This is a genomic window from Vineibacter terrae, from assembly GCF_008039615.1.
Classification (GTDB): domain Bacteria; phylum Pseudomonadota; class Alphaproteobacteria; order Reyranellales; family Reyranellaceae; genus Vineibacter; species Vineibacter terrae.
This window is the reverse complement of record NZ_VDUZ01000054.1, coordinates 1-14443: the sequence shown is the minus strand read 5'-3', so window position 1 is coordinate 14443 and position 14443 is coordinate 1. Positions and strand designations below refer to the sequence as shown.

11 protein-coding genes are annotated in these 14443 nt (G+C 68.8%); 7 read left to right on the top strand and 4 right to left on the bottom strand.

Going from position 1 to position 14443, the window contains the following annotated elements; genetic code table 11:
* Window positions 1-30 precede the first annotated feature (30 nt).
* Window positions 31-1266, top strand: a complete 1236-nt coding sequence (gene odhB / locus FHP25_RS33185) for a 2-oxoglutarate dehydrogenase complex dihydrolipoyllysine-residue succinyltransferase (RefSeq protein ID WP_147851289.1) — start codon at window positions 31-33, stop codon at window positions 1264-1266.
* Window positions 1267-1450: 184 nt separating this feature from the next.
* A complete protein-coding gene (gene lpdA / locus FHP25_RS33180) occupies window positions 1451-2863 on the top strand; it encodes a dihydrolipoyl dehydrogenase (RefSeq protein ID WP_147851288.1) in 1413 nt (470 codons plus the stop codon).
* Between the two features lie 156 nt (window positions 2864-3019).
* Here lpdA and FHP25_RS33175 read toward each other — a convergent pair whose 3' ends face one another.
* Entirely contained in the window at window positions 3020-3568 is a 549-nt protein-coding gene (locus FHP25_RS33175) for a carboxymuconolactone decarboxylase family protein (protein ID WP_218578788.1), read from the bottom strand.
* An 85-nt stretch (window positions 3569-3653) separates the two neighbouring features.
* Here FHP25_RS33175 and FHP25_RS33170 point away from each other — a divergent pair, with 85 nt between their 5' ends.
* A complete protein-coding gene (locus tag FHP25_RS33170) occupies window positions 3654-4028 on the top strand; it encodes a winged helix-turn-helix transcriptional regulator (protein WP_147851286.1) in 375 nt (124 codons plus the stop codon).
* A gap of 63 nt (window positions 4029-4091) precedes the next feature.
* Window positions 4092-5546 (top strand): MFS transporter, encoded by a 1455-nt coding sequence (locus tag FHP25_RS33165; protein ID WP_147851285.1) that lies wholly within the window; start codon window positions 4092-4094, stop codon window positions 5544-5546.
* Window positions 5547-5557: 11 nt separating this feature from the next.
* Here the strand turns inward: FHP25_RS33165 and FHP25_RS33160 are convergent, their stop codons facing one another.
* From FHP25_RS33160 to FHP25_RS33150, 3 genes are read right to left on the bottom strand one after another with little or no spacing between them, the layout of a single operon-like run.
* Window positions 5558-7075, bottom strand: coding sequence for a class I adenylate-forming enzyme family protein (locus FHP25_RS33160; protein WP_178133971.1), 1518 nt, complete (start codon window positions 7073-7075; stop codon window positions 5558-5560).
* Between the two features lie 11 nt (window positions 7076-7086).
* Window positions 7087-8343 carry a beta-ketoacyl-[acyl-carrier-protein] synthase family protein gene (locus tag FHP25_RS33155; protein ID WP_147851283.1) on the bottom strand — a complete coding sequence of 419 codons (1257 nt, stop codon included), beginning with the start codon at window positions 8341-8343 and terminating at the stop codon, window positions 7087-7089.
* Between the two features lie 22 nt (window positions 8344-8365).
* On the bottom strand, window positions 8366-9013 hold the full coding sequence (locus tag FHP25_RS33150) for a TetR/AcrR family transcriptional regulator (RefSeq protein ID WP_147851282.1): 648 nt from the start codon (window positions 9011-9013) through the stop codon (window positions 8366-8368).
* Window positions 9014-9074: 61 nt separating this feature from the next.
* Between FHP25_RS33150 and FHP25_RS33145 the strand changes: the two genes are divergently transcribed.
* From FHP25_RS33145 to FHP25_RS33135, 3 genes are all read left to right on the top strand, one after another.
* The gene (locus FHP25_RS33145; RefSeq protein WP_147851281.1) at window positions 9075-10478 is read left to right on the top strand and encodes a 4-hydroxyphenylacetate 3-hydroxylase N-terminal domain-containing protein; all 1404 of its coding nucleotides are present in this window, start codon (window positions 9075-9077) and stop codon (window positions 10476-10478) included.
* A gap of 365 nt (window positions 10479-10843) precedes the next feature.
* A complete protein-coding gene (locus FHP25_RS33140) occupies window positions 10844-13147 on the top strand; it encodes a DEAD/DEAH box helicase (RefSeq protein ID WP_147851280.1) in 2304 nt (767 codons plus the stop codon).
* A 10-nt stretch (window positions 13148-13157) separates the two neighbouring features.
* Complete coding sequence (locus FHP25_RS33135; protein ID WP_147851279.1) at window positions 13158-14321, top strand: RING finger protein; 1164 nt, start codon at window positions 13158-13160, stop codon at window positions 14319-14321.
* Window positions 14322-14443: the final 122 nt, after the last annotated feature.

The window sequence follows — 14443 nt, the reverse complement described above, 5'->3', positions numbered from 1 at the left end:
GGCGCGCTCCCGGCATCATAGAGGATCATCATGGCGATCGAGATCAAGGTTCCCACCCTGGGCGAATCGGTAACCGAAGCGACCGTGGCCGAATGGTACAAGAAGGAAGGCGAGGCGGTTGCCGTCGACGAGGCGCTCTGTTCGCTGGAGACCGACAAGGTCACGGTCGAGGTCAACGCATCTTCTGCCGGCGTGCTGGGCAAGATCATGGCGCCGGTGGGCACGACGGTGCCGGTCGGCGCCACGCTCTGCCTGATCGAGGCGGGCGCTGTCGCGGCCGCCGCGGCGCCCGCGCCCAAGATGGAGCCCAAGCCCGCCGCATCGTCCCCTCCGGCGGCAGCGGCGCCGGCCGCCGCTGCTGCGCCGGCGAACCTCGCCGCATCCGGCCCCGCCGCGCGCAAGCTGGTGGCCGAGAACAACCTGGATCCGGCCGCCATCGCGGTCTCGGGCAAGGATGGCCGCGTCACCAAGGCGGATGTCGTGAGCTTCCTGGCCGCCGGCGCGGCGGCGCCGGCCCCGACCCCGGCAGCCAGGCCGGCCGCTCCGTCGGGGCCGCGCCCCAACGCGCAGCGCGAGGAGCGGGTGCGCATGTCGCGCCTGCGCAAGACCATCGCGACGCGGCTCAAGGACGCGCAGAACACGGCCGCGATGCTGACCACCTTCAACGAGGTGGACATGGGCGCGGTCATGGCCCTGCGCGAGCGGCTGAAGGATCCGTTCGAGAAGAAGCACGGCGTCCGGCTGGGCTTCATGGCCTTCTTCGTGAAGGCCTGCGTCGCGGCCCTGAAGGAGATCCCGGCGGTCAATGCCGAGATCGACGGCGAGGACCTGGTCTACAAGAACTACTATGATATCGGCGTCGCGGTCGGCACCGAGGCCGGGCTGGTGGTGCCGGTGCTGCGCGATGCCGATACGCTGGGCTTCGCCGGCGTCGAGAAAGGCATCGGCGACCTGGGCCGCAAGGCGCGTGACGGCAAGCTCAGCATCGCCGACCTCACCGGCGGCACGTTCACGATCTCAAATGGCGGCGTCTACGGCTCCCTGATGTCGACGCCGATCCTCAATCCGCCGCAGTCGGGCGTGCTGGGCATGCACAAGATCCAGCAGCGTCCCGTGGTGGTGGGCGGCGAGATCAAGGTGCGGCCGATGATGTACCTGGCGCTCACCTATGACCATCGCGTCATCGACGGCCGCGAGGCGGTCACCTTCCTGGTGCGCGTCAAGGAGTGCATCGAGGACCCCGAGCGCCTGCTGCTCGAGGTGTGATTCTTTAAACCTTCTCCCCGCGCAGGCGGGGAGAAGGTGCCGCGAAGCGCCGGATGAGGGGCTTCGCGATCACGCGTTCAATGACGATGCCGGGAATATCCGCGGCAAACCCCCCTCATCCGCCCCTTCGGGGGCACCTTCTCCCCGCCTGCGCGGGGAGAAGGGGTGATCCAAGGACCAAGTCATGGCCAGCGAAGCCTTTGATCTCGTCGTCATCGGTGCCGGTCCCGGCGGCTATGTCGCGGCGATCCGCGCCGCCCAGCTCGGCATGAAGGTGGCGTGCGTCGAGAAGCGGCCGACGCCGGGCGGCACCTGCCTCAATGTCGGCTGCATCCCGTCCAAGGCGCTGCTGCAGTCCTCGCATGTGCTCGAGGAGACCGCGCACGACCTGAAGGCGCACGGCATCCTGGTCGGCGACGTCAAGCTCGACCTGGCGCAGATGATGAAGCGCAAGGACGACGTCGTCGGCGCCACCACCAAGGGCGTGGCCTTCCTGTTCAAGAAGAACAAGGTGACGGCCATCACCGGCACGGCACGCATCGATGCGCCCGGCAAGGTGGCGGTGCTGGGCGACGACGGCGCCGTGGCGCAGACGCTCGAGGCGCGCAACATCCTGATTGCCTCGGGCTCGGAGGTCACGCCGCTGCCCGGCGTCACGATCGACGAGAAGACGATCGTGTCGTCGACCGGCGCGCTGGAGCTGCAGGCGGTGCCGCAGCGCATGGTGGTGATCGGTGCCGGCATCATCGGGCTGGAGCTGGGGTCGGTGTGGCGCCGGCTGGGCAGCGAGGTGACGATGGTCGAGTTCCTCGACCGCATCGCGCCGGGAGTCGACAACGACGTCACGCGCCAGCTGCAGCGCGCCCTGGAGAAGCAGGGCCTGAAGTTCAAGCTCGGGCGCAAGGTGACATCGGCCGTGCAGGGCAAGGACGGCATCGTCGTCAGCCACGAGCCGGCCCAGGGCGGCGCGGCCGAGCAGCTCACGGTCGATGTGGTGCTGGTCTGCATCGGCCGGCGGCCGTATGTCGAAGGGCTCGGCCTGGACAAGGTCGGCGTCAAGCTCACCGACCGCGGCCGCATCGCCGTCGATGCGCATTTCCAGACCAGCGTGCCCGGCATCTACGCCATCGGCGACGTGATCGACGGCCCGATGCTGGCCCACAAGGCGAGCGAGGACGGCATCGCCTGCGTCGAGACGCTGGCCGGGCAGAAGGGCCATGTCGACTGGGACAAGGTGCCGTCGGTCGTCTACACCCAGCCCGAGGTCGCCTGGGTCGGCAAGACCGAGGAGCAGCTCAAAGCGGCCGGCGTCGCCTACAAGGTCGGCAAGTATCCCTTCACGGCCGACCCGCGCAGCCGCGCCAACAACCGCACCGACGGCTTCGTGAAGGTGCTGTCGGACAAGGCCACCGACACGGTGCTGGGCGTGCACATCATCGGCGCCGAGGCCGGCACCATGATCGCCGAAGCGGTGCTGGCGATGGAGTACAGCGCCTCGGCCGAGGATATCGGCCGTGTCTGCCATGCCCACCCGACCGTCAGCGAGGCCCTGAAGGAAGCCGCGCTCGCCGCCTGGGACAAGCCGATTCACCTGTGAGGCCCTCTCCCGCTGCGCGGGAGAGGGAGGGGCCCATCGTGCGCAGCACGATGGGAAGGTGAGGGCCTATGGACGAGGTGCCTCGTGCGTGGCCCCTCACCCGCCGCGCGCTTGCGCGCACGTCGACCTCTCCCGCTCGCGGGAGAGGTGAAGACGTCACGTCGGAAACGTCGCCGCGAACGCCTCCAGCGGCAGGCGCAGGCCGGTGCAGAAGTACGACACCGTGCGATAGAAGCCGCAGAGCGCGATCAGCTCCAGGATCTGCGCGTCGCTGAAATGGGCGCGCAGCGCCGCCCACACATCGTCCGGGATCGCCGCCCCATCGTGCAGCGCGTCGGCCAGCCGGATGGCGGCGCGCTCGTCGTCGCTCCAGCACGCGGCGTCGGCATCGCCGTGCACCGTCGCGTGCTGCTGCGCGGCCGTCAGGCCGGCGCGCTCGGCGAAGATCGCGATGTGAACCCCCCATTCGTATTCATTGCCGCAGCGGGCGCAGGTACGGTCGATCACGATCTCGCGCAGCCGCAGCGGCACCGGTCCCTTGTCGAGCAGGGAGCCGGCCCGGAACTTCTCCCAGATGCGCGGGCAGGTCGCCAGCGTGCGGAACAGCACCAGCGGTTCCATGCCCGGCGGCATGATGCGCTCGAACGACGCCTGCGCGTCGGGCGGGTAGGGGGCGTTCAGCGGCGCGATGCGCGGTTCGGTCAAGGCAGCCTCCATCTCCGAGTGCTACGAAATGCGTAGCGATACGTTTTTCGTAGCGCAAGAGGCCTCTGCGGTCTAGGCTCCGCCCATGACCGCCGCCCGTCCGACCAAGCGTGCCGCCACGCCGCTGCCCGGCCGGCCGGCGCGCGGCTCCGCCACCGGGCGGCCGATCATGGCGCTGCTCGACCTGCTGGGACGTCGCTGGGTGCAGCGCGTCATCTGGGAGTTGCGCGGCGATACGCTCAGCTTCCGCGCCCTGCGTGCCGCCTGCGACGATGTCAGCCCTTCGGTGCTGGCGGCGCGGCTGGCCGACCTGCGCACGGCCGGCATCGTGGAGCTGACGGCGCAGGGCTATCGCCTCACCGCCGACGGGCAGTCGCTGCTGCAGCTCATGCTGCCGCTGCACGCCTGGGCCGAGCGCTGGGCCCGGCGGATGGGCCGACTGGAACCATCGCCCCGCTAGCGCGTATTTAGGGCTGGTCTCCCACCGCGGCCAGGTAGCAATCCGGTGCAAGAACGTGTGACGATGAACGCCCCGCGGCCTGCTTCCGGCGGCGACGCGGTCGTGGAAACCGATGTGCCGGCGCGGCTCGACCGCCTGCCGTGGAGCCGCTTCCATTGGCTGGTGATCACGGCGCTGGGGATCACCTGGATTCTGGATGGGCTGGAGGTGACGCTGGTCGGCGCCCTGTCGGGCGCCATCCACGAAAGCCCGTCGCTGCGGCTCAGCAGCACCGAGATCGGCCTGACGGCCAGCGCCTACCTCGCGGGCGCGGTGCTGGGGGCGCTGTTCTTCGGGCATCTCACCGACCGGCTGGGGCGCAAGAAGCTGTTCACCGCCACCGTGCTGCTCTACGCCGTGGCGACGGCGGCCAGCGGCTTCGCCTGGGATTTCTGGTCGTTCGCGGCCTTCCGCTTCCTGGCCGGCGCCGGCATCGGCGGCGAATATTCCGCCATCAACTCGGCGATCCAGGAGCTGATACCGGCGCGCCGGCGCGGCTACACCGACCTCGTCGTCAACGGCAGCTACTGGCTGGGCGCGGCGCTGGGGGCCGGCGGCTCGCTGGTGGCCCTCAATATCGGCGGCATCCCGCCGGAGCAGGGCTGGCGCGGCGCCTTCATCATCGGCGGCGTCATCGGCCTGGTGGTGATCTTCCTGCGCCGCTTCCTGCCCGAAAGCCCGCGCTGGCTGATGACCCATGGCCGGGTCGAGGAAGCCGATCTTGTCGTGCGCGGCATCGAGGCCCGGGTCGAGCGCGAATGCGGGAAGCTGCCGCCGGTGACGGGTCTGCCGCTGCGGCTGCGCCGCGATCATCGCCTGGACATGATGCAGCTCGTGCGCTCGCTGTTCGTGCACTATCCGCGGCGCACCACGCTGGGCGTGACGCTGATGGCGGCGCAGGCCTTCTGCTACAACGCCATCTTCTTCACCTACGCGCTGATCCTGACCAAGTTCTACGGCATCGCCTCCGGCGACGTCGGCTGGTTCATGCTGCCCTTCGCCATCAGCAACTTCCTGGGGCCGCTGCTGCTGGGCTCGCTGTTCGACACCGTGGGCCGCAAGACCATGATCGCCGCGACCTACGCCTTGTCCGGCATCCTGATGGCCGTGTCGGGGCTGCTGTTTCAGCAGGGCACGCTCGACGCCGTCGGCCTGACCCTGGCATGGACCGCGATCTTCTTCTTCGCTTCGGCGGCCGCCAGCGCGGCGTATCTCACCGTCAGCGAAAGCTTTCCGCTGGAGATGCGCGCCATCGCCATCGCGATCTTCTACGCCTTCGGCACGGCGCTGGGCGGCATCGGCGGCCCGGCCCTGTTCGGCGCCCTGATCGAGACCGGCTCGCGCATCGAGGTCATGTGGGGCTACGTCTTCGGCGGCGTGCTGATGCTGATCGCCGCCGCGGTCGAGGCGGCCATCGGCCTCAAGTCCGAGCGCCGTCCGCTGGAAGAGGTCGCGCGCCCGCTCTCGTGCTGCGATTGAGCCACTCCCTTCTACCCGCCTGCGCGGGGAGAAGGACCGTTGGTCAATACCTCGATGATCCGGAACTTCTGCACCTTGCCCATCGGGTTGCGCGGCAATGCAGCGAGCAGCTCGATGCGCCGCGGCACCTTGTAGCCGGCCAGGCGCTCGCGGCAGAAGGCCTGCACGTCGCCGGCATCGGGCATCGCGCCCTCGCGGGCGACGATCGCGGCCGTGACCTGCTCTCCCCAGCGGTCGTCGGGCAGGCCCACGACGGCCGCTTCCAGCACGGCGGGATGCTCGTGCAGCACGCGCTCGACCTCGGCGGTGTAGACGTTCTCGCCGCCGGTGATGATCATGTCCTTCTTGCGATCGACGATGCACAGGCGCCCGTCCGCCTGCCAGATGCCGATATCGCCTGACATCACGTAGCCGTTGCGCCACGCCGCCTCGGTCGCCTCCGGCCGCCCGAGATAGCCGTCGAAATGTGTGACGCCTTTCACGCCCACCTCGCCGGCCTCGCCGACGCCGCAAGGCGTGCCATCCTCGGCGAACACGCCGACCTCGTTGCCGAAGGTCGGCCAGCCCACGGAATGGGCCAGCAGCGTGTCGTCGCGCTTGGCCTCGAAGGTCACCCAGCCGCCCTCGGTCCAGCCATAGGCCTCGCAGACACGGGCGTTGCCGAACATGCGCAGCGCCGTGCGCGTCAGGCTGAGCGGTCCGGGCGCGCCGGAGCTGATCATGAAGCGCAGCGCCGCCACGGCAGGCCCGCCGCGGCGCTGCCATTCCTGCGCGATCAGGCCGGTCATAGACGGCACCAGGAAGGCGAAGGTGCTGGTGCCCGAGAATTCATCCAGCGCCAGCCCGGCGTCGAAGCTGGGCATGATGCGCACGCGCGCGCCGATGCACAAGGCGGCCAGCGACAGTCCGGCATAGGAGAGATGAAACAGCGGCCCCGGCACCAGCATGACATGGTCATCGGTCAGCCCGAACGTCCAACCCCAGCGCATCAGGGCTGTCAGGTAATGGTCGTTGCTGTAGAGCGCCCCCTTGGGAAAGCCGGTCGTGCCTGAAGTGTAGCCGACCACGCATGGCAGCGTGCCGCGTCCGGCCGTGCCCAGAGCGGGATGGCTCACGGACGTGGGCGTCGGGATCGTCTCGACGGACACCAGCTGCGCGCCATGATCGCGCGCGGCGCGCGACGCCACATCGGCATGGGCGGCATCGGCAAGGATCAGGCGGGCTCCTGAATCGCCCACGATGAAGCCCACCTCCGGCGCCGCCAGCCGGCTGTTGACCGGCACCGCCGTCACGCCGGCCCATTGGCAGGCGAGATAGGCCAGCAGCGCGTCGGCCGTGTTGTCCAGCAGCACGGCCACCATGCGGCCATGAGGGCCCGGCGCGGCCATGCCGATCGCGCCGGCCAGGGCCACGACACGCCGCCAGGCCGCGCCATAGGTCAGCCCGGGGCCGCCCAGCACGTCGATCGCCGGGCGGTCGGGGTGGGCCAACGCCCGGACGGCGACGTTCTCGGCGATGGTCAGGCGCACCGTAGCCTCCCTCAGTCGCGGGTCACGATCAGCGATGCGTTCTGGCCGCCGAAGCCGAAGGCGTTCACCTGCAAGGTGCGATAGGCGATCGCGCGCGGCGCCTGGATCACGATATCGAACGCGGCCTCGGGGTCGGGCTCGTCGGTGTTGGCGGTATGCACGAAGCGCCCCTCGCGCATGCCCAGGAGCCCGGTGATGATGGCCATGCCACCCGATGATGCGCCGCTGTGGCCGATATGGCCCTTGATCGATGCCACGGGCAGCCGTTCGCGCCGCCGCCCGCCATGCACCTGATTGATGGCGCGGATCTCGGCGGTATCGCCCTTGGGCGTGCCGGTGGCATGCGCAATCAGCGCGTCGACGGCACCGGCGTCGATGCCTGCGTCCTGGAGCGCCAGCTGCATCGCCCGCGCTTCCCATTTGCCCGTGGGCTCGGGCGAGGAGGGGTGGAACGCGTCGGCCAGGCTGCCATAGCCCCGCACATACCCCAGGATCGGCGCGCCGCGCGTCCGCGCGTGATCGCCGCGCTCGAGCACGACGATCGCCGAGCCTTCGCCCACCACGATGCCGTTGCGCTTGGCGTCGAAAGGCAGCATCGCGCGCCGCGGGTCGTCGGACGGCGCGTCCATGCCATACAGCGTGCTGGTATGGAACATCGCGGGCACGAAATCGCCGTCGGCATCGCCGCCGGCGAGGCTGAGGCCGCCCTCGGTGGCGCCGGCGATCACGACGTCGGCCTGGCCTCCCGCGATCAGGCGCGCGGCCGTGCCGATGGCGTCGAGCGAGGAGGCGCAAGCCGTCGTCACGGTCAGGTTGGGGCCGTGCAGCCCGTAGCGCATCGCGATCTGCGCCGCCGCCATGTTGGGCCAGATCTGTATCTGCGTCTTGCGCGGGATCGCGTCCGGCCCCTGGGTGTCGAGCAGGTGCTGCGCCTTCATCACGGCCCGCGCGCCGCCGATGCTCGTGCCATGCAGCACGCCGGTGCGCTCCACGTCGAGCCTCGTGAGGCCGGCCTGCAGCACGGCCTGCTGCGTGGCCGCCAGCGCGAACTGCGCGAACAGGTCGGTGCCGGCTTCGACCTGCGCATCCATCCAGTCGCGCGGCACGAAGCCGGTGACCGCGGCCCACCACGCCTTGCGGCCGTCGGCCGGCATCCAGGGCGCCGGCCTGATCGCGGTCTCGCCCGCCATCAGGCGGCTGTGGAATGCTTCGACGTCAAGCCCGAGCGCGGAGACGATGCCGGTGCCGGTGATGGCGATGTCGAGCATGGCGCATCCTCCCTGGTTCCCGTTATGCCGAGCGTAGCGAGAAATCTCTTGCGAACCGAGCCCCCTTGCGACGGGATGCCTCCACGTGGCGGGCGGAACGGGCCTTCGGGGCATCGCGCGTCAGCAGCTCGAGCGCCTGCTTGAAGAAGCGCTTGCCGGCGGGCGGCGAGGCCACCTCGATGCGTGCCACGTTGGCCGACAGCAGCAAGCGCGCCCGCAGCGCCGCCTCGCTGCCGGCATAGCCGAGATCGCGGAAGGCCTGTGTCAGGAAATCCAGCACGATGCGCTCGGCGGTGCGCATGGTGGCGGCGGCGCGCGCGTCGGTCGCGGCCCAGATGCGCATCGCCGAATCGAGCTGGAACATGCGCGTCCTGACGCTGATGCGGCGCAGCCGCCGCATGCGCGTCAGCGGATCGGCGTCGCCGTCGGACGCCTGGCGCAGCGTGTCGCGCACCTGGTCGGCGGTGAAATGCTCGGCCAGCGCGTTCAGGAAGGCCTCGAAGTCGGCGAAGTGGTGATAGAAGCTTCCCGTCGAGACGCGCAGGCGGCGCGTCAACGCCGCCAATTTCAGTCCGGCAATGCCGTTTTCGCAGAGGATCGCCTGGCCGGCTTCGAGCCAGTCTAGGCGGCTGAGGCGGCCGTTGCGCCGGGGTCTGCCTCGGCTTGTCATGCCGCCAGACCATAAGATAAGTTATGTTATTGTCAAACGAACCTGTGGATCGGAGGAAACGATGGGCCTGAAGACCGCCGAGCAATACGTCGCCAGCCTGCGCGACGGGCGCGTCACCTACTGGGACGGCGAGCGCATCGACGACATCACCACCCATCCGCGCTTCAGGGTGCCGATCGCCGTCGCGTCGCGCGACTACGCCTATGACGATCCCAAGGCCGCCGAGCTGCGCAGCTTCACCACCGAGGACGGCGGGCGGGCGCATCGCATCTACCAGATCCCGCGCAGCGAGGCCGATCTCGCGCAGCGCGTCGAGCTGATGTACCATACCTCGATCGTCGGCCTGGTCAGCGGCGTCTACATGGCCCTGATGAGCGTCAAGGACGCCGTCGCCAAGGTGAACCCGCAATACGCCGCCAACATCGAGGCGATGTACCGCCATGCGCGCGACAACGACCTGCGCGCCGCCGAGGTGATCACCGACGCCAAGGGCGACCGCAAGCGCAAGGCGCACGAGCAGGACGACCCCGACCTCTACCTGCGCATCGTCAAGCGCACCGACGAGGGCATCGTGGTGCGCGGCGCCAAGCTGCACATCACCGCCGCGTCGCTGTGCCACGAGCTGGTGGTGATGCCGACCAAGGGCATGCGGCAGGACGAGACCGACTACGCCGTCTCGTTCTCGATCCCGGTCAACACCAAGGGCGTGAAGATCATCAACCGCAGCTTCGCGCCGGCCGAGCTCAACGAGTTCGACTATCCCGCCAGCGCCCACCACAGCATCCCCGAGGGCTTCGTGGTGTTCGACGATGTCTTCGTGCCGTGGAACCGCGTCTTCCTGGCCGGCGAGGTGCAGCTCGCCAGCATCTTCGCGCAGTCGCTGGGCCTGTGGGAGCGCACCGGCGGCCTGGTCGAGGCGGTGCGCATGGCCGAGATCTTCGTCGGCCTGGCCCAGCTCGTGACCGAGCAGCAGGGCAAGGACCGCGATCCCATCGCGCAGAACTCCGTCGCCGAGCTGATCAGCTACGCCGAGATGCTGCGCATGAGCCTGGACTACGCCTGCCGGCACTGCGAGCGCACGCCGTCGGGCATGATCCATCCCAACGTGCTGGCGGTGAATGTCGCCAAGTACTACTACGCCGCTAACTACCACCAGATGATGCGCTACGTGCACGATCTCGGCGGCGGCCTGGTGATCACCCTGCCGCTGGAGGCCGATTTCCGGAACGAGGAGTCCGGCCAGTATCTGCGCAAGTATCTGCGCAGCGTGCCCGGCGTCGAGGCCGAGACCCGCATGCGCGTCTACAACCTGATCCGCGACCTGACCGCCGACGCGTATGGCGGCTGGCAGTTCGTGGTCGCGCTGCAGGCCGGCGGCGGGCTGAACGCCCAGCGCATCATGATGCACCGCACCTACAACATGGCGGCCGCCAAGGCCAAGGCGCTGGCGGCGGCCGGGGCATAGCGCGACCGTCATCCAAGAGCGTGTGGCTCACCTTTCGCCGGAGGGCAGGGCTATCGCATATCGCGCTACGCCCTGCTGGCGCGCTTTCTGTCATCCCGAGCGCAGCGAGGCCTGGTCATCGCCGTCGCTCCATCGCCAGGAGGATTTTCGATAACCGGACCATGCTGCAAAGCAAGTGAGTGACGATTGAATATTAGGTGAAGATCGTCAAGCCGGCTTGTGGCGGGCGTCAGGAGACTGTCCACAGGCCGTCGTCGCCAGCTCGCCACGGCGCACTTGATCGCATGCGCGGCGCCGCTACTTTCGAACCTGCGGCGCAGATATCCCGTCGGCCGTGAGTGGAACAGCGAAGAATACGATTGCGCATGCCTGATGCGTTCGCGGCCCAAGCAGTCCTGCCTTTCGATGAAGAGCCGGGGCTCGACTGGCACGAGGCTCTGCTCTCCGCTTTTGCCGACCCCGGTTGCAAGGGTGGATTTCTCCCGCGCGCCGAGGAGGCCGTCCGGGCGGAACCGGGTGATGGCCCCATCCTGCTGCTCGCCACCGCGGCGGCGCTCCTGGATCACAAGCCCGAGCGGGCGCAGGTTTTCCTGAAGCGGTTTTCCAAGCGTTACGTGGCAGGCGGCACTTACCATTTGTTGCGCGCGCTCGCGCTGGCGGCCGAGGGCAAGCTGACCATGGCGCGTTCGGTTCTCGAAACCCACGGCTTCGTCGGTCGGAACCGCGCTCTGGCCTATTTTCCCGCCGGTCATGGACAAGAGGAGTGGTTCTTTCGTCAGCACGATCGAATCCTTGGACGCGACAAGGCCCGCCGTCGGAAGCCGGCCGCAGCGGCGGAGCGGCGTGATGTCCCGCCTCCCGCCAAGGCCAAGCCGATGGCGCCGCAGGTCAAGGCTGCGCCGGCCTCTGTCCGCGAGACGCCTGCCGCGCCGCCCGCCCTGCCGCTGGTCGATCTCGATATTCCGCTGGTGGCTGAGATCGACCTCGCGCCGTTGCTGGCCGCGCTGCAGAGCCAACCCGAAAGCGATGGCGCATCGTACGGGCTGCGCGAGCGGCTCGCCCATCTCGGCCTGGCGCAAGGCTTCGACGAGTTGCTGTGCCTGGCGCATTTGCGGGGCATCGAGACCTTCTGGTATCAGGTCGAGACGGTCCGCAAAGTGCTCAAGCAGTTCCGCGGCCGGGTTTTGCTGGCCGACGAAGTCGGGCTGGGCAAGACCATCGAGGCCGGCATGGTGCTCAAGGAGTACCTGCTGCGCGGTATGGTCAGCAGCGTGCTCGTGCTGGCGCCGGCGTCGCTGGTCGGGCAGTGGCGTGAGGAGCTCGAGACCAAGTTCGACATCCCTTGCGCTACGACCCATGACGCGCTGCTGCGCAGCGACCCGGACCAGTTCTGGGCTCAGGAGCGGCTGATCGCGTCGTTGCCAATGGCGCGCCGCAGCGAGCATGCCGAGCGCCTGCTGGCCCGCAGCTTCGATTTGGTCATCGTGGATGAAGCGCATCACCTGCGCGACCGCGCGAGCCAGAGCTATAAGCTGGTGGACGCGCTCAACAAGCGCTTTCTGCTGCTGTTGTCGGCCACGCCGGTGCAGAACGATCTCATTGAGCTCTACAACCTGCTGACGCTGCTCAAGCCGGGCATCTTCAAGACGCTCAAGGAATTCCGCGCCGCCTACATGGTCCCCGGGCAGCGGCGCCAACCCGCCAATCCCGAGCGCCTGCGCGCCTTGATGCGTGACGCCATGGTGCGCAACACGCGCGCCGTGGTGGCGCTCAGGCTGCCGCGCCGCCACGCGGTGACCATCCGCGTGGACGGCTCCGAGGGCGAGCAGGCAGCCTACCAGGATCTCGCTGCCGCGACGCGCCGACTGGTGGGTGGGGGGACGAGCCGCCTTGCGCTGCATCATCTGCTTGGTGCCGCAGGCTCGTCACCCGCCGCCGCAGCAGCGGCGGTGACGCGCTTCGCCGAGCGTCACCTCGATGCGCCGGACTGGCGCGCGCGGGCCCAACGTTGGGCCTCCCTCGGCGATGGCCGAAAGGAAGCGGCGCTGCTCGACCTGTTGCAGCGGAACCCCGATGAAAAGAAGCTGGTGTTTGTCCACTACCGCGAGACCCTCAACCATCTGGCCGGGCTGCTGGCGAGGCAAGGAATCGCCTTTGCGCGCTTCGAAGGCAGCTTGAGCGGACCCGACAAGGACGCCGCCATCGCCGAGTTCCGCGACAGCGTGCCGGTGCTGCTGTGCACCGAGTCGGGCGGCGAGGGACGCAACATCCAGTTCTGCAACACGCTCATCAATTTCGATGTGCCGTGGAATCCGATGGCCATCGAGCAGCGCATCGGCCGCATCGATCGCATCGGCCAGCAGCGCGAGGTGTTCGTGTTCAACCTCGTGACCCGCGGCACCCTCGAGGAGCAGCTGCTGCATCTTCTCGACGAGAAGATCTCGATGTTCGAGCTGGTGGTCGGCGAGGTGGGGGCGATCCTGGGCGGCCTCGAGGAGAATCGCGATTTCGCCGACCTGATGCTCGATGCCTGGCTGCACACCACCGAGGCAGGCCGCGACGAAGCGTTCGACGCGCTGGGTCGCCGCCTGTACGAGGCGAAGCAGCATCACGACGGCGCCAAGGTGCTGGATGAGTCTCTTTTCGGGGAAGATTTCGAGGCTGCGTGAGGCTTGGGCGATGAGCGAGCTGCGGGATTTCGTCGCCGATCTGCTGGAAAGTAGGGGCGCGGTCGTGGAGGCCGTAGAGCCGGATGGCCTGGAGGTGCTCGCGCCGGCACCCGTTCAGCAGGCGATGGGGTGGCCCGAGCTGGCGCGGCTCGGCTTCGGCACGGAACGCCCGTCCGGCGCGATCCCGATCGGGCTGGAGGGCGACTGGCTCGACCGGTTCGGTGCACTTCTTGCGCAGGACGGCCGCTGGAGCGAGCGCGAGGTCAGCCCGGCTGTCACGGTGCCTGCGCCCGGCGATCCTGAAGCGGTGCTGGAGCGCGCGCTCGATCTGCCGAACGCAGTCTGGCGCTTCCGCGGCATGACTGCGGCCTGGACGCGCTGCCTGATGCTGGCGTTCCGCTACACGGCGATTTCCGACGAGAAGCGCGAGGGGCTGGTCTGGCTTGGCTTCAATCTCGGCACCGGAGCGGTCGTGAACGACATCGTGGCACGTCTGCAGCCTGTCCTGGCGCAGATGGCCGAGTGGCGGACTCCCGATCAGGCGACCCGGCTTGCGGCCGGACCGGGATGGAATGCCGCGACGCTCGGGGCCCGCGTCCGGCCGCTGCTGGACCAGCAGGTGCGCGACGCCATCGCGCCCTTTCTGGGCGCCATGCGCCGTCGCCTGGAGCGCGACCGCAACAGGGTCCATGCTTATCACGACGACCTGCGCAGCGCGTCGCTCAAGCGCCTGGCGACGCTGGCCCATGCCGCCGGCGAGCGGGCCGACGCCGATCGCCGGCGCGAGACGCTTCGGGTCGAGGCGATCGAGCGCGAGTACCGTGCCAAGCTCGACGACCTGCGCCACAACTACGCGCTGCGCATCACCGTCGACTGGGTCCAGTCGCTCGACCTCTACATGCCCGTGCAGCGCTTCGACATCCTGATCCGTCGCCGCAAGGGCGAGCGCATGATCCAGCTCGACTGGCACCCGCTGGTGAAGGCCGCAGAGCTGCCGCTGTGCGAGGCGGGTGTCGGTCGCGCTCGCACACGTCTGGTCTGCGACGACAAGCTGCATCTGACCGAGCCCGATGGCCAGGGGCCGTGTCCATCGTGCGGCAAGCCGTGCTGCCGCGCCTGCTACCCGGCGGCCTGCCCGCGCTGCGGGCAGGCGTTCCAGGAGCCCGTTTCCTAGCAGCCTGTCGGACTGAGGTTATTGGGTAGTTGATTGAGTGATTTTGAAAGCACCGAGGTCATGGGTCGCGATTTTTGGTGGTACTTTCCCCGTCAGGCGTGTGCGAGGGTGAACATCCGCTT